General features: G+C 71.5%; 17 protein-coding genes. 8 read left to right on the forward strand and 9 right to left on the reverse strand.

Annotation, left to right across the window (positions count from 1 at the left end; genetic code table 11):
• The first annotated feature begins 86 nt into the window (after positions 1-86).
• The 5 genes from MYK68_RS18670 to MYK68_RS18690 all read left to right on the forward strand — a co-directional run bounded on the left by MYK68_RS18670 (position 87) and on the right by MYK68_RS18690 (position 6215).
• Positions 87-899, forward strand: a complete 813-nt coding sequence (locus tag MYK68_RS18670; protein ID WP_247865234.1) for a MerR family transcriptional regulator — start codon at positions 87-89, stop codon at positions 897-899.
• A gap of 10 nt (positions 900-909) precedes the next feature.
• Positions 910-1074, forward strand: a complete 165-nt coding sequence (locus MYK68_RS18675; protein ID WP_247865235.1) for a hypothetical protein — start codon at positions 910-912, stop codon at positions 1072-1074.
• A 4-nt stretch (positions 1075-1078) separates the two neighbouring features.
• Positions 1079-2494 (forward strand): alpha,alpha-trehalose-phosphate synthase (UDP-forming), encoded by a 1416-nt coding sequence (locus MYK68_RS18680; RefSeq protein WP_247865236.1) that lies wholly within the window; start codon positions 1079-1081, stop codon positions 2492-2494.
• An 11-nt stretch (positions 2495-2505) separates the two neighbouring features.
• Positions 2506-3294, forward strand: a complete 789-nt coding sequence (gene otsB / locus MYK68_RS18685) for a trehalose-phosphatase (RefSeq protein ID WP_247865237.1) — start codon at positions 2506-2508, stop codon at positions 3292-3294.
• A gap of 155 nt (positions 3295-3449) precedes the next feature.
• Positions 3450-6215, forward strand: coding sequence for an acyltransferase family protein (locus MYK68_RS18690; protein ID WP_247865238.1), 2766 nt, complete (start codon positions 3450-3452; stop codon positions 6213-6215).
• On the opposite strand, the gene MYK68_RS18695 is transcribed toward MYK68_RS18690, so the two are convergent.
• Positions 6212-7072, reverse strand: a complete 861-nt coding sequence (locus MYK68_RS18695) for an SGNH/GDSL hydrolase family protein (RefSeq protein ID WP_247865239.1) — start codon at positions 7070-7072, stop codon at positions 6212-6214. The genes MYK68_RS18690 and MYK68_RS18695 overlap by 4 nt on opposite strands.
• A gap of 107 nt (positions 7073-7179) precedes the next feature.
• Positions 7180-8322, reverse strand: coding sequence for an ROK family transcriptional regulator (locus tag MYK68_RS18700; protein WP_247865240.1), 1143 nt, complete (start codon positions 8320-8322; stop codon positions 7180-7182).
• A 44-nt stretch (positions 8323-8366) separates the two neighbouring features.
• On the opposite strand from MYK68_RS18700, the gene MYK68_RS18705 reads away from it, so the two are divergent.
• Together MYK68_RS18705 and sigM are read left to right on the forward strand one after the other, a co-directional pair.
• Positions 8367-9152 (forward strand): SDR family NAD(P)-dependent oxidoreductase, encoded by a 786-nt coding sequence (locus tag MYK68_RS18705; protein ID WP_247865241.1) that lies wholly within the window; start codon positions 8367-8369, stop codon positions 9150-9152.
• A gap of 251 nt (positions 9153-9403) precedes the next feature.
• Positions 9404-9970, forward strand: coding sequence for an RNA polymerase sigma factor SigM (sigM, locus tag MYK68_RS18710; RefSeq protein ID WP_247865242.1), 567 nt, complete (start codon positions 9404-9406; stop codon positions 9968-9970).
• An 83-nt stretch (positions 9971-10053) separates the two neighbouring features.
• Here the strand turns inward: sigM and MYK68_RS18715 are convergent, their stop codons facing one another.
• Positions 10054-10482: a hypothetical protein gene (locus MYK68_RS18715; protein ID WP_247865243.1), complete on the reverse strand. Its 429-nt coding sequence runs from the start codon at positions 10480-10482 to the stop codon at positions 10054-10056.
• Positions 10483-10507: 25 nt separating this feature from the next.
• On the reverse strand, positions 10508-11182 hold the full coding sequence (gene deoC / locus MYK68_RS18720; RefSeq protein ID WP_247865244.1) for a deoxyribose-phosphate aldolase: 675 nt from the start codon (positions 11180-11182) through the stop codon (positions 10508-10510).
• Positions 11183-11209: 27 nt separating this feature from the next.
• Between deoC and purU the strand changes: the two genes are divergently transcribed.
• Positions 11210-12100, forward strand: a complete 891-nt coding sequence (purU, locus tag MYK68_RS18725) for a formyltetrahydrofolate deformylase (RefSeq protein WP_247865245.1) — start codon at positions 11210-11212, stop codon at positions 12098-12100.
• 569 nt (positions 12101-12669) lie between these two features.
• On the opposite strand, the gene MYK68_RS18730 is transcribed toward purU, so the two are convergent.
• From MYK68_RS18730 to MYK68_RS18750, 5 genes are read right to left on the reverse strand one after another with little or no spacing between them, the layout of a single operon-like run.
• On the reverse strand, positions 12670-13749 hold the full coding sequence (locus MYK68_RS18730; protein WP_247865246.1) for an LmeA family phospholipid-binding protein: 1080 nt from the start codon (positions 13747-13749) through the stop codon (positions 12670-12672).
• A 6-nt stretch (positions 13750-13755) separates the two neighbouring features.
• Positions 13756-14568 carry a carbon-nitrogen hydrolase family protein gene (locus MYK68_RS18735; protein ID WP_247865247.1) on the reverse strand — a complete coding sequence of 271 codons (813 nt, stop codon included), beginning with the start codon at positions 14566-14568 and terminating at the stop codon, positions 13756-13758.
• Between the two features lie 28 nt (positions 14569-14596).
• Positions 14597-15478 carry a hypothetical protein gene (locus MYK68_RS18740; RefSeq protein WP_247865248.1) on the reverse strand — a complete coding sequence of 294 codons (882 nt, stop codon included), beginning with the start codon at positions 15476-15478 and terminating at the stop codon, positions 14597-14599.
• A 30-nt stretch (positions 15479-15508) separates the two neighbouring features.
• Positions 15509-16261, reverse strand: a complete 753-nt coding sequence (locus tag MYK68_RS18745; RefSeq protein WP_247868105.1) for a class I SAM-dependent methyltransferase — start codon at positions 16259-16261, stop codon at positions 15509-15511.
• Between the two features lie 22 nt (positions 16262-16283).
• Positions 16284-16796, reverse strand: coding sequence for a DUF2505 domain-containing protein (locus MYK68_RS18750; RefSeq protein WP_247865249.1), 513 nt, complete (start codon positions 16794-16796; stop codon positions 16284-16286).
• Between the last annotated feature and the right edge of the window lie 20 nt (positions 16797-16816).

Raw genomic sequence — 16816 nt, forward strand, 5'->3', positions numbered from 1 at the left:
TCGTGAGTCGCCGGGGCGCCGCCGTCATGCACGGGCGGCACGCGGCACTTGACCCTCCCGCGACGTCAGGGCTCACGATGGTTCCCATGACGGCTTCCTCCCGCGGCGACGCTCAGTGGACGGTCGGCCGGCTCGCCGAGCTGACCGGCGTCACGGTGCGCACCCTGCACCACTACGACGCGATCGGCCTGCTCACGCCGAGCGGCCGCTCCACGGCGGGCTATCGCCTGTACGACGCCGCCGACCTGGCGCGGCTGCAGCAGGTGGTGCTCTACCGGCGGCTGGAACTGCCGCTGGACGAGATCGCCGAGCTGCTGGATGCGAACACCTCGCCCGAGGCACACCTCCGCAGGCAACGGGCCGCCGTCATCGCCCGGCGCGACGAGCTCACCGAGCTGGTCGGCGCCATCGACCGAGCATTGGAGAGAACCATGGATCAGCGACCGGCCACCGACACCGAACTGCGCGAGATATTCGGCGACGGTTTCGCCGACGAGTACCAGACCGAGGCGCGGGAGCGCTGGGGCGACACCGACGCCTGGAAGCAGTCGGCCGCCCGCACCCAGCGGTACACGAAGGCCGACTGGGCCGCGATCAAGGCGGACATGGACGCGATCAACGACGCCTTCGCCGCGGCCAAGCGGGCGGGCGAACCGGCCGACGGCGCGGTCGCGACGGCCGTCGCCGAACGTGCCCGGCGGCACATCGACGACCGCTTCTACGACTGCCCGCCGTCGTTCCATGCGTGCCTCGGCGAGATGTACGTCGCCGACCCCCGATTCGCCGCCACCTACGACGACCTCGAACCGGGTCTCGCCCGGTACGTCCGGGATGCGATCGTCGCCAATGCGGGCCTCGCGAACCGGCCGAGCGCTGAGCATCCGGCGACGGGCGGGTAGAATCGCGGCCATGCCTCCCAAGACGACCGACCTTGTCGATGACGAAGAACTGGATCCGGTAGCCGACGAGACCGCCAACTCCGCACGCCGCGTGGTCGCGGCCTACGCGACCGACGCCGACGAGTGCGTGATGCTCTTCAACATGCTGGGCATCGCGCCGGGGGAGACCGACTGACGCGATGGCGGGCTCACAGTTCGTCGTCGTCGCCAATCGTCTCCCGGTCAACAAGCAGGTAGCCCCGGACGGCACCGTCTCCTGGACGCGCGCCCCCGGCGGCCTGGTCACCGCTCTCGCCCCGGTCTTCGACCGGCAGCCGGGCGCGTGGGTCGGGTGGACCGGTAGCCCGGACTGCGCCGACGACCCGCAGGTCGACGGCATCGACATCCACGCGGTGCCGCTCAGCGCCGCCGAGGTCGAGGACTACTACGAGGGCTTCAGCAACGCCACCCTGTGGCCGCTGTACCACGACGTTCTGGTGAAACCCGCCTACCGGCATGACTGGTGGGACGCCTACGTGTCGGTGAACCGGCGGTTCGCCGAGGCCGCCGCCGAGGCCGCCGCGCCCGGGGCCCTGGTCTGGGTGCAGGACTACCAGCTTCAGCTGGTGCCCGCCATGCTCCGCGAGCTGCGGCCCGATGTGAAGATCGGCTTCTTCCTGCACATCCCGTTCCCGCCGTACGAGCTGTTCAGTCAGCTCCCCTGGCGCCGGGAGATCCTGGAAGGACTGCTCGGCGCGGACCTGGTGGGTTTCCATCTGCCCGGCGGCGCGCAGAACTTCCTGGCGCTGTGCCGCCGCATCCTGGGAGTGGACGCGTCGACCGGACCCGTCGGCGTGCGAGAGGATTTCGGCACCGTGCCCGTCGGCGACCGCATCGCGGCGGCCGGCTGCTTCCCCATCTCCATCGACTCCGCCGGAGTGGCCGGACAGGCCGCCGGTGAGGACGTCCAGCGCCGCGCGGTCGCGATCCGCGAGAGCCTCGGCAACCCGCGCACGCTGCTTCTGGGCGTCGACCGGCTCGACTACACCAAGGGCATCGACGTCCGGCTCGCCTCGCTGGAACGGCTCTTCGCCACCGGACGGCTGGACCCGGCCGACACCGTCTTCGTGCAGCTCGCCAGCCCGAGCCGGGAGAACGTCGACAGCTACGCGGCGTTGCGCGACGAGGTGGAACGCACCGTCGCCCACATCAACGGCACCTACGGGACGGTCGACGCACCGCCGGTCCGCTACCTGCTGCAACCGGTCCCCCGCGACGAGTTGCTCGCCTACTTCGTGGCCGCGGACGTCACCCTGGTGACCCCGCTGCGCGACGGCATGAACCTGGTGACCAAGGAGTACCTCGCGGCCCGCCACGACCTCGGCGGCGCACTGGTGCTGAGCGAGTTCACCGGCGCCTCGATGGAACTCGGAGAGGCGTACCTGATGAATCCGTACGACGAGGTGTCGACGGACGACGCGGTGGTCGCCGCCGTGACCGACGACGACGCGGAGCGCCGCCGCCGCATGACGGCGCTGCGCGAGCAGGTGATGACACACGACGTCGACCTGTGGGCGCAGAGCTTCCTGACCGCCCTGCAACAGCAGTCCAGCTGAGGGAGACGACGGTGACCGCGAACGGAATCACTGCGGAACTGCGTGCGGCGCTCGACGACTTCTGCCGGCTCGACCGGGTGCTGGTGGCCTCCGACTACGACGGCTGCGTCGCCCCGATCCAGCCGCGGCCGGAACTCGCCGTGCCCAACCCGGCGTCGATCGACGCCCTGCGGGCATGCGCGTCGCGGCCCGGCACGCTGGCCGCACTGGTGTCCGGACGCGCCCGTGACGATCTGGCCGCCATGTCCGGTGCCGCCGCTCCCCTCGTGCTGGTGGGCAGCCACGGCGCCGAGTTCGAGAGCGGCTTCGACGCGCCGCTCACCGAGGACCAGAGCCGGCTGCTGGCCCGCATCGTCGCCGAGTTCGATTCCCTCGCTTCGCGGTTCGCCGGCACCAGCGTCGAGGTGAAGCCGGCCAGCACCACCCTGCACGTGCGCAACGCCTCCGCCGACGACGCCGCTGCCGCGATGGCTCTGGCGGAGTCCGGACCGGCCGGCTGGCCCGGCGTGCACGTGACCCGAGGCAAGGCGGTGATCGAGCTCGCCGTGATCGAGACCAGTAAGGGACTCGCGCTCGACCGCCTCCGGAAGTCGTTCGATGCGGCGGCCGTCCTCTATCTCGGCGACGACGTGACCGACGAGAAGGCCTTCGCCCATCTGCGGCGCCGGGACGGCAGCCCGGCCGGTCGCGACGTCGGCATCAAGGTCGGGGCGGGCGACACGGTCGCCGAATTCCGCGTGCCGGGCACCGACGACGTCGCCACCGTCCTGGAGTACGTCGCGGCCGGCCGGCCGAGCTGACCGAAGAGCCGGTCATTCCCGGCAGAACGGCCAGATTCCTTGGTCCTCGGTAATGGCCGGGTACCGAAGCAGCGATAAACTCTTCGACCGGACCACCCGTTTTCGCCCCGTCGCTAGACGCGTACGCCGGGGCATCGATTTGAGACGATTCGCCATTGACCACGCTCGACGTCGACTCCAGTAGCCAGTCCACCCAGAACGACACTCCGACCAAGGAGATGCGCGTTCCCACCGGGCTGGCGATGGTCGTGCTCGACTACACCGACGACGCCGCCCGATTCCCCGGCGGCAAGCCGCCGGATGACGCCGAACGAGGGTCCGCGACGGACGGGCCGCCGGACGCCGAACCGCGCGAAGAGACCGCCGAAACCACTTCCGCCGAGACCAACCCCCGCGACGGTCGGGGTCCCGGCGATCAGGCTCCGCCTTCGCCCGACGACGCCGCCGATCCCGCGGAACAGCAGCCTCATGGTCTTGGCGACGACCAGCCCGGAGCGGAGGACGCCCCGCTCGGCGGCGGCCACTCCGACGCGCCCACTCGGCAGTTCCGCGTGCTCGTCGCCCCGGAGCCCACTGGACGGCCCGAGCCGGTCGAGGAACCGGCGCAGACCGCGCAGCAGCGGCCGGTCGCGAACACCGAGGAGACGCCGGACCCACCCGAGTCCGCCGAGGCGCCGGAAGCCCCGGCGGCCCCGGACACAACCGAGAGTGCCGACGCGGAGGCCGTCGCGGAGGAATCGCCGCCGGCCGGACCCTCGGCGCCGGACGAGTCTCCCGCCGCCGAACAGTCCCGGCCCGAACCGCCGCAGCCGGAACAGCCGCAGCCCGAACAGTCCCGGCCCAAACCGCCGCGCCCCGATCCGCGCGGCACGGCGCCGACGGTCCCGGTGACCCGGCAGGCGCCCGGCCGCGCTCCGGATCCCAGGCCCGCACCGAAACGCCCGGCGCCCGCCGCCCAGCGAGCACGACCGACCGCACCACCGCCGCACTCGTCCCGGCCCGCTCCCGCCCGCCCGCCGGCCCGTCCGGCAGCGACAGCCGCCCCGGAGCCGGCCGCGACCACGCTCAAGCCGGGCCGGATCCGCCGGGCCCCCGCGCTGGACGGCCTGCGCGGCATCGCCGTGCTGTCGGTCGTGGTGTACCACCTGTTCGGCACCGTCCTGCGGGGCGGCTACCTGGGCGTCGACGTCTTCTTCGTGCTGTCCGGGTTCCTCATCACGTCGCTCCTCGTGCGCGAGTTCGGAGCCGGCGGCGAGATCTCGCTGTCCCATTTCTGGCTGCGGCGGGTGCGCCGTATCGTCCCGGCGGCGGTCACCGTGCTGGTGGTGAGTACCGCGATCGCCGGCCTGATCGGCGGCGACGTCGCCGTCCAGCTGTGGCCGCAGTTCACCAGCTCGATGTTCTTCGTCAACAACTGGGTGCAGATCGCCCAGTCGCAGAGTTACTTCGCCGACACCACGCCGCGCATCTTCATGCACTACTGGTCGCTGGCGATCGAGGAGCAGTTCTACGTCGTCTGGCCGCTGCTGTTCGTCGCACTCATGTGGCTGCGCCGTCGCCGGCCGGTCCGTCGCCGTCTGCTGTTCGCCGCCGTCGCCGCCACGGTGCTGGCGTTCGCCTCGGTGGCCCTCATGGCGTGGCTCTACCAGCCGGACGCCGACCCCAGCCGGGTCTACTTCGGCAGCGAGACCCATGCCTTCGGGCTGCTCTCCGGCGTCGTTCTCGCCCTGCTGGTGACCAGCCCGGCGTCGAACGCGACCGATTCGTGGCCGCGCAAACTGCCGCGCCGCACCGCGCAGATCATCGGGTGGACGCTCGGACCGCTCGCCTTCGCCGGTCTCATCGCGCTGATGTTCGTCCTGCCGGACACCGCCCCGATCACCTACCGCGGCGGACTGTTCGCGGCCTGCGTGCTCGCCGCCGCCGTCGTCTACAACGCGGTCCGGGAGACCGGGCCGGTGCCGCGGCTCCTGCGGCTGCCCGCGCTGCGCTGGCTCGGTGAGCGCTCGTTCAGCCTGTACCTGTGGCACTGGCCGGTGATGGTCTTCGTCAAACACTGGCTGATGGGCCCGCATTCGGAGACCCCGCTCTGGGTGGCCGGCACGATCGCCGCCGTGATCTCGCTCGTGGCGTCCGAGCTCTCGTACCGCTGGATCGAGACGCCGTTCCGGCGGCTGGGCTTCCGCGGTGTACTGACCGCGCTCGGCAGCAACGCCCATCGGGCCCGCCCCGCGGTGGTGGCGGTCGTGACGACCGTCGCCGTCCTGCTGGCGGGGTCGGCGCTGGGCACCAGCCCGGCGAAGTCGCAGCTGGAACTACAGCTCGACCACCTCGCCGAGCAACAGAAAGAGGCACAGCGCCAGGCCGATGAACAGGCGAAACACCCGCAGCCTCCGGCGACCGGGTTGCCTGCGGGCACCGACGTCACGGCGGTCGGCGACTCGGTGATGCTGGCCGCCTCGGCGTCCCTGCGAAAGAAGTTCCCCGGCATCTACATCGACGCCGAGGTGTCACGGCACTACACCGGCGGCGAGGTGGTGCTGCAGGATCTGGCGTCGTCGGACAAGATCCGCGACTACGTCGTGCTCGGTTTCGGCACCAACGGCCAGGCGTTCCCCGGACAGCTCGACCGGATCCTCCGGATGCTCGGCCCCGACCGCAAGGTGGTACTGGTGGTGCCGTACGGCCCGGTCGAGGGCATTCCGCAGGCCGCGCGGCAGGTGATCGCGTACGCCCCGACCCGCAAGAACGTGTTCCTGGCGCCGTGGTGCTCGGCCGCCGCCGCCCACCCGGATCTGCTCGGCCCCGACGATGTGCACCCGTTCGGGGCCGGCACCGATCTGTACACCGACGCGGTGGCGCAGGGCCTCAAACAGGCCGTCTCCGGCGAGCGCGACACGTCCATCGGCTGCCCGCTCTAGCCGATCCAGCGCACCGCCGGGGTGGAGCCGGACCCGGCCGGGTACGCCCGAGCCAGGGCGTCGGCGAACCGCCGATTCCGTTCCGCGGTCGCCGCGGCGGTGTAGTGGATGCCGTCGGTGAACATCTCCGGGCGGGCGGCGGCCGACCAGTCGTACACGGCGAGGTCGTCGTACCGCGCGGTGGCCCGGCGCAGCGCGTCGTTGAAGACCGCCATCGCCGCGCTGTCGAAGGCCCGGTTCTGCGGGTTGGACGATGCGATCGTCGGCCAGAGCACCGGCTGACCCGCCAACTGCCGCATCACCGCGTCGATCCGGGCGTCGGCGTCGACGGAGGAGCCGGAACTGATCGCCCCGGCGTCGTTGACGCCCATCGCGATCACCCAGCAGCCACGTTCACCGCGGCCCAGGCGGGTGGCGACCGCACTCTTCGCGTCCGGTCCGGGGCCGTCGACGATCGCCCGGCCGCTCAGCGCGTCGACGGTGACGTTCCGTGCACCGACCCGCCGATACTGCGCGCCGGCGGTGTCCCCGGCGCTGGGCAGCATCGCGGCCGTGTCCGCCGCGACGGAGGTGGAGTCACCCACCTGGATCACGGTGTCGCAGCGGGTGGTGCCGGCCGGCTGCGTCCCCGGGCTCAGCAGCCCGGGCAGCGCGCCCAACAGGTCCGGCAGATTCAGGTCCGACGACGAGTTGCCCACCGCGCCGAGCACGCCGTCGGGCACCGCCGGCACCGCTTCGGCGACCCCGGAGACGGCAAGGAGCAGCGCGGCACCCGTGCCCGCCGCGCCGAGCAGCGCCCGGCGACGGACGCGGCGACCGGTATCACGGGCCGCGCGGGTCTTCGGAGATTCGGTCACGGAGTTCCCCTCGACGAGTCCAGACGAACCGGTTTCGCCGGACTGTAGTCCCACTAAACTACAGACGTCACTTCAGTCACAACTGCGGGATCTCGGCGCCGCCTTCGCTATGAAACGGCCGCGGCCGCCACCGCGACCGGATCCGCGTACACGGCCGACAGTGCGACCGCCACCGGCGCCGCCTCCGGGACATGCACGCCGAAACGCGTCGGCACGATCTCCAGCGGCCAGCCGGTACTGGTGGCCGCGTCGAACGCGGCCTGCACCGGTGCGAGACCGCGCGGGTGGGCGGCGAAGGCCTCACCGGCGACGATCACCGAATCCGGGTTCACCACATCGCGCATCACGGCCACCGCCTGCCCCAGCACCCGGGCCCGCGCATCGGCGAGGACCTGGGCGTCGTCGCCGGTGCCCAGCCGCGCGGCGGCGGCCTTGAGCGCGGCGGTCCCGATCACCGTCTGCAAGGCCGCGATCGGCTCGGTGTCGAGCGGCCCCGGGGCGACCGGCAGCGACGCGATGGAGCCGGCACCGCGGGTCGGCTGATGCACCTCGTCCTCGAAGATCATCGCCATGCCGACGGTCTCGCGCGCGTAGAAGAACAGTGCCGCGCCGTGCGGCACCACCTCGCCACCGAGCAGCAGTTCGGCCGCCGCCATCGCCTGGACGTGTTCGGCGACGGATACCCGGACGCCCAGCGCGTCGTGCAGCCGCGGCCCCAGCGGCTGCGACCGCCAGCGCAGGATCGGGTGATCCACCACGCCGGTCTCCGCGTCGACGCCGCCGCCGAGCGCGGCGCCCGCCCACAGCACGCGGCGGCCGGAGAAGCGGCCCACCAGTTCCGCGAGCGCCGCCGCCAGCCGCTCGACGGCCGCCTCGGCGCTGCCGCCGCACACGTCCTGGGTCGCGATCGCGTGGCTGTACAGGGTGCGGCCGCCGATGTCGGCGATCACCAGCGCGGTGCGCCGGGCCCCGATGTGGATACCGGCCACGCAGTAGCGGTCCCGGTCCAGGGTGATCGGGATCTTCGGCCGCCCGACACCCCGGCTGTCGACCAGGTCCGGACGCTCGTCGACCAGGCCCGCGGCGGCCAGCGCCGTGATCTGCCGGTTGACCGTCGCCGGGCTGAGACCGGTGCGCGCGGTGATCTCGTCACGCATCGCCGGACCCCCGACGCGGATCGCGTTCAGCACCATGCTGGCCGGAGCCGAACCCACGCGCAGCTTGGCCGCGACCACTCCGGAGCCGGTCATGGCGTCGAATCTAGCAGTCGGGCTCGCCGCCTAGACTGGGGTTCATGACGACGCTGCGCAGTGCTCCCGCTTCTTCGACCGACTCCGGACCGGCCCCCGCCGCCAAGGTCGCCGTGGTGACCGGCGCCAGTTCGGGCATCGGCGCGGCGACCGCCCGCGCCCTGGCCGCCGACGGATACCGGGTGGTCCTCGGCGCCCGGCGCACGGACCGCGTGGAGGCGCTCGCGACCGAGATCGGCGGCCGCGCGCAGTATCTCGACGTGACGGACCCGGCGTCGGTGGAACGCTTCTGCGGGACGCTCGACCGTGTCGACGTCCTGGTGAACAACGCCGGCGGCGCGAAGGGCCTGGCGCCGGTCGCCGAAGCGGACCTGGACGACTGGCGCTGGATGTGGGAGACCAACGTGGTCGGCACGCTGCGCATGACCAAGGCCCTCTTGCCCGCGCTGATCGCGTCGGGCGACGGCCTGATCGTGACCGTTACCTCGATCGCCGCGCTCGACGTCTACGACAACGGCGCCGGCTACACCTCCGCCAAGCACGCGCAGAGCGTGCTGCACAGCACCCTGCGCGGCGAACTGGTCGGGCAGCCCGTACGCCTCACCGAGGTCTGCCCCGGCATGGTCGAGACCGAGTTCTCCCTCGTCCGCTTCGACGGCGACGCCGAGCGCGCGGCGAAGGTCTACGACGGTCTGACCCCGCTCACCGCCGACGACATCGCTGAGGTGATCGCCTTCGCCGCGTCCCGGCCGCCGCATGTGAACCTCGACCGGATCGTGCTCAAGCCGCGCGATCAGGTCGACGCCCGCCGGAACGTCCGCACCGGATAGGCGGCCGACCGGTTCCGCCGCTTTCCCCGATTTCGCCGATCCGGGCGGAATCCGGAGTAGGCGGCGATTTGCGACGCATCCCGGCGGCGTGTCGTGATTCGCCGGAACCGCCCCACCAGGGTGTGCGCTGCGCGATGACTACTGCTGTCACCCCACCCTTGTCAATGCGCATATCCACAGGTCGGAGCGGCTATCCACAGCGTCCGACAATCCCTGGAATAGCCGGTCGGTGAACGCTTACAGTCACTCGCATGACTCGGGGGATCATCGAAGAGGTCAGTGACGCGGAACTGTTGCATGCGGGGGCGCGTGGCGACGGCGGGGCGTTCGGCGAACTCTACGAACGGCACAAGCGCTACCTCTGGTCGATCGCGCTGCGCACCGCGCAGGACCCCGACGATGCCGAGGACGCCCTGCAGGACGCGCTGGTCAGCATCGTCCGGACCGCGGGCTCGTTCCGGTGCGACTCATCGGTGCTGGTGTGGATGCACCGCGTCGTCGTCAACTCGTGTCTCGACCGCCTGCGGCGCCGCAAGTGCCACGACGGCGTCCCGCTCCCCGAGTTCGACTGCGCCGCACCGCACATCGCCCCGGAGGACTTCACCGAGAGCATCGATCTGCAACTCGCCATCGGCCGCGCGCTCGACGTCCTGCCTGCCGGCCAACGGGAGGCGATCATCGCGGTCGATCTGCAGGGCCGTTCCATCGAGGAGACCGCGGCGCTCCTCGGCGTCGCGCCGGGCACCGTCAAGAGCCGGTGCGCCCGGGGCCGCCACAAGTTGGCACTGGTCCTCGGCCACCTCCGGCTGGACGACTGACCGGCGCCCAGGCCGGTGCGCCCCGGAGAAGGCGGCTTCGAGGCTGCTCGACCGGCGCCTCTTCGACCGCGCGTCGACGCACCTCAGCCGTCGTGCCGATCCGGCGGGTCCGCGCGATTCACTCGCCGCCAGTCGTCCTCCTGGCCGCCACCGTAGAGATCGGTGGAGCCGAACGAACCTCGCGTCCACCACTCGCGGCCGCCGCGCGTCGCCGCCCACGGCCCGATCCGGCGGCCGCCTCGCGGACCGGGGATCACGACCAGATCGGTCCAGATCGCGCCGACCACCACGGCCCCGGCCAGCACCGCGACCGCTGCCACGACACCCCCGACCGTGCTGCCCCCACGCACGCCGATCACCGCGACGCACACCGCGAACGCGAGCCAGGCCGGCCAGTACATCCAGCCGAGACCGCGGCGCCCCACGCGCGGGTGGTCGGCGGTGGGCGCCCGGTCGTCGGTCACCGCGAGCGCCGTGACGGCCAGCGCCACCACGAAGACGATTCCCGTCACCCACTGCATCGACGCGGGCCCAGCGCTATTCCGGGAAACCGGCGAGGACCGCTTCGGTGCCGGAGAGACCCAGCCGGTTCGCCCCGGCGGCGATCAGTTCGGCGGCGAACGCGGCGTCGCGGATGCCGCCGCTGGCCTTGACACCGATCCCGTCGCCGACGGCCGCGCGCATCACCCGCACCGCCTCCACACTCGCCCCACCGGCCGGATGGAGTCCGGTGGAGGTCTTGACGAAGTCGGCGCCGCCCTCGACGGCGCGGCGGCATACCTGCGCCAGCCCGTCCGGGCCGATCCGGTCGAGCAGCACCGCCGACTCGACGATCACCTTCAGCACCGCGTCCCCGGCCCCCTCACGGACGGTCACCACGTCGGCGAAGACCTCGTCGAACCGGCCGTCGACGGCCGCGCCGATGTCGATCACCATGTCGATCTCGTCGGCACCGGAATCCACCGCCAGCCGCGCCTCGGCGGCCTTGACCAGCGAGTGATGCTTGCCGGACGGGAAGCCGGCCACCACGCAGGTCCGCTGCGCACCGGTGTCGATCGGAAGCATCGACGGCGACAGGCACACCGCGTAGACGCCGAGCCGGGCCGCGTCGGCGACCGCCGCCTCGGCGTCGGCGCGGGTCGCCTCCGGTTTGAGCAGGGTGTGGTCGACGAGGGCCGCGACCTGGCTGCGGCGCAGGTTGGTTTCAATCACGACAACGAGCTTGGCACACTGGTTCGGGTGACCGCCTCCCCCACCGATGACAACCGCAGCTTCGTGTTGACCCTGGGCTGCCCCGACCGCACCGGCATCGTCGCCACCATCTCCGGATTCCTCGCCGGGATCGGCGGCTGGATCACCGAAGCCGCCTACCATTCCGACCAGACCTCGGGCTGGTTCTTCACCCGGCAGGCGATCCGGGCGTCGTCGGTCGGTTTCACGGTCGACGAGATCCGCGCTCGCTTCGCCGCGGTCGCCGCCGGACTGGGCCCGGAGACCGAGTGGAACGTGACCGACACCGGGGAACCCAAGTCGGTGGTGCTGCTGGTGAGCCGCGACAGCCACTGCCTCACCGATCTGCTCTCCCGTGCCGAACGCGGTGAACTGCCCGCGCGCATCCGCGCCGTGATCGGCAACCACCGCGACCTGGAGTCACTGACGACGCGCTTCGGCGTGCCCTTCCACCACGTGCCGTTCCCGGCCGGGGACCCCGAGGGCAAGACCGCCGCCTTCGAGCAGGTGCGTGAACTGGTCGACGCGCACGACCCGGACGCGGTGGTGCTCGCTCGCTTCATGCAGATCCTGCCCGCCTGGCTGTGCGAGGCGTGGGCCGGGCGGGCGATCAACATCCACCACAGCTTCCTGCCCAGCTTCATCGGTGCGCGCCCCTATCATCAGGCCTTCGACCGCGGTGTGAAGCTGATCGGCGCGACTTGCCACTACGTCACCGCCGACCTCGACGCGGGCCCGATCATCGAGCAGGACGTGGGCCGGATCAGTCACGAGCAGACGCCGGCCGACATGGTCCGGCAGGGCCGCGACATCGAGACGCTGGTCCTGTCCCGCGGCGTGCGCTGGCACCTCGAGGACCGCGTCCTGGTCCACGGCCGCAAGACCGTCGTCTTCGCCTGACCCCGAAGCCCACCTCGTCGACCGTTGCGAACCACCTGGCCAGGCCCGCATCCATCCCGTTGAACCGCCCCGGCCCCACTAGCCTGTTGAACCGCTCCGGCCCCACTAGCCCGTTGAGCCGCTCCGGCCCACTAGCCGGTTGAGCCGATCGAGCCGCAAGGCGAGATCGAGTCGAAACGCACCCCTGCCCGCCGAAAGTCGTTTCGACTCGGCCGGGCCCCGGGGGCCCGTCCGGCTCAACGAGCTGCTGAAGCGGCCCCCTCAGCCGGTTGAACAGGTCAAGCCGCAAGGCACAGACCGTGCCGAAACACAGCCCCGACTGTGGAAGCTCGTCGAACCGTTCCCGGCCCCACTAGCCCGTTGAGCCGATCGAGCCGCAAGGCGAGATCAAGTCGAAACGCACCCCTGCCCGCGGAAGGTCGTTTCGACTCGGCCGGGCCCCGGGGGGCCCGTCCGGCTCAACGAGCTACGTACCGCCCGTTGAGCCGATCGAGCCGCAAGGCGAGATCGAGTCGAAACGCACCCCTGACTCGGACGGCTCAACGAGCTGAGTACCTACGCCGGCAGCGCTACGTGCACTTGCCTCCGCCGCCGGAGGTGCTGGCCGACGCGGCCTGCAGGTTGACGTCGTCGCCGGAGAACCCGAATTCGATGCCCTGGTCGCTGACGGTGAGCTCGTTGACCTGGATCTCCTGGAAGAGCGGGCCGAGCATCGCCTGGGTGGTCTGATCGACGAGGTCCTGCGCGAAGTCGTTCGGCACTCCGATCCCGAACGCCTTGGCCTCCTTGACCTGGAACTCGACCTTGCCGTCGGTGGTCTTGGTCGGCAGCAGGACCACGGTGGCCGGTACCGAGAGGAAGGCCACCGGGACGTTGGAGTCGATGGTCATCGAGCGGTCGGCGGCGCTGCCGGTGACCGAGTCGATGGTGGGTGCGCCGCCCGCGCTCCCGCCCTCATCGGCCATCGCCTTCACCCGCGAATACGGGACGTACGCGGTGCCGCGCAGGGTGCGGACGGTCTTACCGTTGCTGCTGACGTCCGTCGCGCGGGCGTGCAGCCGCATCGCGGAGCCGTTGCCGGAGTCGTTGGTGTCCACCTGCACCCAGGCGACCTCGCCGCGCATCCAGGCCAGCAGCATCGATCCGCGCGGCATCGAGACGTCGGTCGACGTCCCGGTCATGTCCTTGAACGCGTTCTCCAGGCAGCTCTGCACGCGGTGCCGCAGGTACAGCTCGGTGCCGACCCCGCTGATCACGACCAGCAGGAGCACCGCGACCACGGAGAGGGTGACGGTACGCCACAGGCGGCGCTTGGTGCGTACCACCGGCGTGGTACCGGTCGTCGAACCGGACGACGCCGGGGCGCTCGCCGGATCGGCCGGAGGGGCCGCGAAGACACCGGAGTCGCCGGGGGCGGGGTACTCGGCGGTGACCGGCCGGGTCGCCGGGCGCGCCTCGGGCTCCGACACGGCGGGCTCCTGCGTGGCGTGCTTCGGCGCGACGGGCACGTGGTCGGTGGGCAGGGCGGTGACGTCGACCGGGCCGGTGGTCGCGGCCGGATCGGCCGGGCTCTCGGACGCCGGCTCGGCCGGCGGACGATCCTGGGCGTCGGGCTCGGTCGGCTTGGCGGGGTCGGTGGGCTCGGTCATGTGCCTCTACTCGGTCGGGTCCGTCGGGATGACGCGCTGGTTGGCCAGGACGGCCGACGCGGCACGCGCCTTCTCGACGACGGACAGGTCTAGGTCGTGAACGCTCAGTTGCTGTTGCGCACCGTAATCGGCGATCACGCTACCGAACGGATCTGAGATTCGGCTATGACCTATCCCGGTGGGCGCCGCCGACTCGCGCAGGCCCGGATCGTCGGGTAGTGCCTGCCCGACGGCCGCCACGTAGGTGGCACAGTCGAGGGCCCGCGCCGACGCCAACAGCTGCCACTGCTCGAGCTTCCCCGGTCCGGCACCCCACGACGCCGGGACCGCGATGAGTTCGGCGCCCCTCCGGGCCAGTTCGACGAACAGCGCAGGGAAGCGGATGTCGTAGCAGGTGGCGACGCCGACGCGGTGTCCGGCGACGTCGACCACCACCGGTTCGTCGCCGGGGGCGACGGTCCGCGACTCGGCGAATCCGAAGGCGTCGTACAGGTGGATCTTGTGGTAGCCGCGCACCGGCTCGCCGGGCACCGCGATCACCAGTGTGTTGCGCACCCGGCCGTCGCCGGACGGGGTGAACATGCCGGCGATCACGGCGGCGCCCGTGCGCTCGGCCACCCGGGCGACTCCGCCGGCCCAGGGCCCGTCCAGCGGTTGCGCGACGTCGCCGAGCGGCACCCCGAACCGGCACATCATCGCCTCGGGGAAGATCACCAGTTCGGCGCCGTCGGCGACGGCCCGTTCGGTCAGCCGTTCCAGCAGGTCGAGGTTGGCGTCCGGGTCGGTTCCCGAATTGCATTGCGCGAGCGCGATCCGCACGGCCGCCTCCTTGCCTGTCGCCGGTGAGTCAGTTCCAGTATCGCGTAGTCCCCTCGGGAGTTCCGGACACGGACACCAGCTTGGCGAAACAGTGGTCCGGATCGAAGCCGTTGCCGCGGCACCACGCGTTGGCCGCCTCCGGGGTGACGAACCCGCCGTCCATCACGGTGACCCACCAGCCGCTGTAGCTGAACACCGGCCAGTCACTGCTGTTCAGCAGCTTGACCTGGGGGAAGCGATTCCGGAGCCGCTGGTGCTCGTCGAGGATCGACGCGTCGTCCCAGATCCGGTTCTCGGCGTTCAATCCGGGCTTCTTGGCACTCAGCTGCGCCGACCAGCGGCCCGAGCCGAGGGAGCCGCGGTCGCCGGCGGCGAGGTCGGCCAGCTGTTGCCCGGGCGCGGCGGGAGGGGCGGTCGTGGTGAGAGTGGTGGTCGCGGTCTGCGTGGTCCGCGTCTGACCCGCGGCCCGGGTGGCGTCGTCGTGCGACGACGACCACACCCAGACCAGTACGCCACCGGCCACCAGCAGGAGCACGATCAGCACGACGAGCAGAACCTGCGGGGTCCGCGACGGCCGGCCCGCGGGCGGACCGTAGTAGCCGGGACCGGGCGTCGCCGGATACCCGCCGTAACCCGGATCGGAGTACGGCCCGGCACCCCCGCCGACCGGATAGCCGGCCTGCGTGTAGGCGTAGTCGCCGGAGGTGCGCGGGTCCGCACCGTAGGCGTACGGCGCCGTACCCCCCGGGGTCTCCGGTGGGAGGGGCAGGGCGGGCGTCGGCGCGATCGGAGCGATCTGCGTCGGTACGTGCTGCTCCATACCGACGTGGGCGGTGGCCTCGTCCTCACCGACGATCGCGGTGGTGTCGAAGTCTTCCGGCCGGCGGGCGGAGCCCGGCGAATCAGTCATGTGCGGCATAGTAGCGCTCTGACCAGCGCGTCAGCCGTTCGGACGAACGGCCGACCAGGGCACGGTCAAGACGTTGTCGATGCTCCGGCCACGTCGTACGCGGATCGGGACGCCCTCGTCGCGGAGCAGTTCCAGTGCGGCGCGCCAGCGGGCCCGCGGCCCGAAGGGCTCGTGCCCGGCAGCGCGGTCCCAGCAGCGGTCGGCGGCGACCAGCAGGTCGTGCACGGGTTCGCCGGGTACGTTGCGGTGGATCAGGGCCTTCGGGAGCCGCGGTGCCAGATCGGACGGGCGCGCGGTGTGCGCGGGATCCCAGGCGAGCGTCAGCTCCAGCGGCCCGGTGGCGTCGAGCAGCAGCCAGCAGGCGCGACGGCCGATCTCGTCGCAGGTGCCTTCCACCAGGAAGCCACCGGGCGCGAGCCCGGCGAGGATCTGCGCCCAGGCCGCGGGCACTTCGTCCTCGTCGTACTGGCGCAGCACGTTGAACGCGCGGACCAGGTGCGGGCGCAGTCCCGCGAGTTCGAAGCCGCCGAGGGCGAACCGCACCCCCTCCGCGGGCGGCGCGATCCGCTCGGGGTCGATCTCGAGTCCGACCAGTCGCAGATCGGGGACCACCGCGCGCAGGCGCGCGGCGAGTTCGAGGGCGGTGTCCGGGCGGGCGCCGTAGCCGAGGTCGACGGCGAGCGGCGCCGCGGCGTCGTCGAGCACGGCCCGGATGCGCGGATCGGCGACGATCCACCGGTCGACACGGCGGAGCCGGTTCAGGTTCGTCGTGCCGCGGGTGATCCGGCCGGACGGGGCGAGACGGTCAGACGAGGTTCTTCGCCACCCACGACTGCGCGTACTCGGCCTCCGCGCGGAACAGGTCGACCAGGTTTATCAGCATCATCTGCTCCAGCTTCCCGTTGATGAACGGGATGAACACCTTCACCTCGGTGGTCTTGCGCAGCGTGCAGCCGGTGGCGGTGTCGAACAGGACCTGCTCGCCCTTGAGCGAACCGGGTCCGGCCGGGATCGACGCGGTGTAGGTGCCCGGCGTGCTCTCCGCCGAGTACGACCCGAGCGTCTCGACCCGGGTGATCATCATGTCGCCGCGCACCACGGTCTGCGCGAGCTGCGGCATCATCTCCCGCGGGATGGCCTGCTTGAGCACCACGCGCATACCGTCGTCACCGACGGTGAACTCGTCGATCTCGGAGACCGGGGTCAGCATGCGGAATCCGTCGACCAGATCCTGCCAATACTGCCGTTCCATCTGCGCCTGGTGGAGCTTCTCGGCGGGGAACTCGAAGCGCGCCGAATAACTGAGACGTCGTGCCATGAAAGATCAGCCTAACGAGC

Source organism: Gordonia sp. PP30, from assembly GCF_023100845.1.
Lineage (GTDB): Bacteria > Actinomycetota > Actinomycetes > Mycobacteriales > Mycobacteriaceae > Gordonia.

Bases quoted from the DNA above. Each gene is read 5' to 3' on its own strand.
- MYK68_RS18670 (WP_247865234.1), top strand. From the start codon at position 87: ATGACGGCTTCCTCCCGCGGCGACGCTCAGTGGACGGTCGGCCGGCTC.
- MYK68_RS18680 (WP_247865236.1), top strand. From the start codon at position 1,079: ATGGCGGGCTCACAGTTCGTCGTCGTCGCCAATCGTCTCCCGGTCAAC.
- MYK68_RS18750 (WP_247865249.1), bottom strand. From the start codon at position 16,796: ATGGCACGACGTCTCAGTTATTCGGCGCGCTTCGAGTTCCCCGCCGAG.
- MYK68_RS18675 (WP_247865235.1), top strand. From the start codon at position 910: ATGCCTCCCAAGACGACCGACCTTGTCGATGACGAAGAACTGGATCCG.
- MYK68_RS18730 (WP_247865246.1), bottom strand. From the start codon at position 13,749: ATGACCGAGCCCACCGACCCCGCCAAGCCGACCGAGCCCGACGCCCAG.
- MYK68_RS18700 (WP_247865240.1), bottom strand. From the start codon at position 8,322: ATGACCGGCTCCGGAGTGGTCGCGGCCAAGCTGCGCGTGGGTTCGGCT.
- sigM (WP_247865242.1), top strand. From the start codon at position 9,404: ATGACTCGGGGGATCATCGAAGAGGTCAGTGACGCGGAACTGTTGCAT.
- MYK68_RS18705 (WP_247865241.1), top strand. From the start codon at position 8,367: ATGACGACGCTGCGCAGTGCTCCCGCTTCTTCGACCGACTCCGGACCG.
- MYK68_RS18740 (WP_247865248.1), bottom strand. From the start codon at position 15,478: ATGACTGATTCGCCGGGCTCCGCCCGCCGGCCGGAAGACTTCGACACC.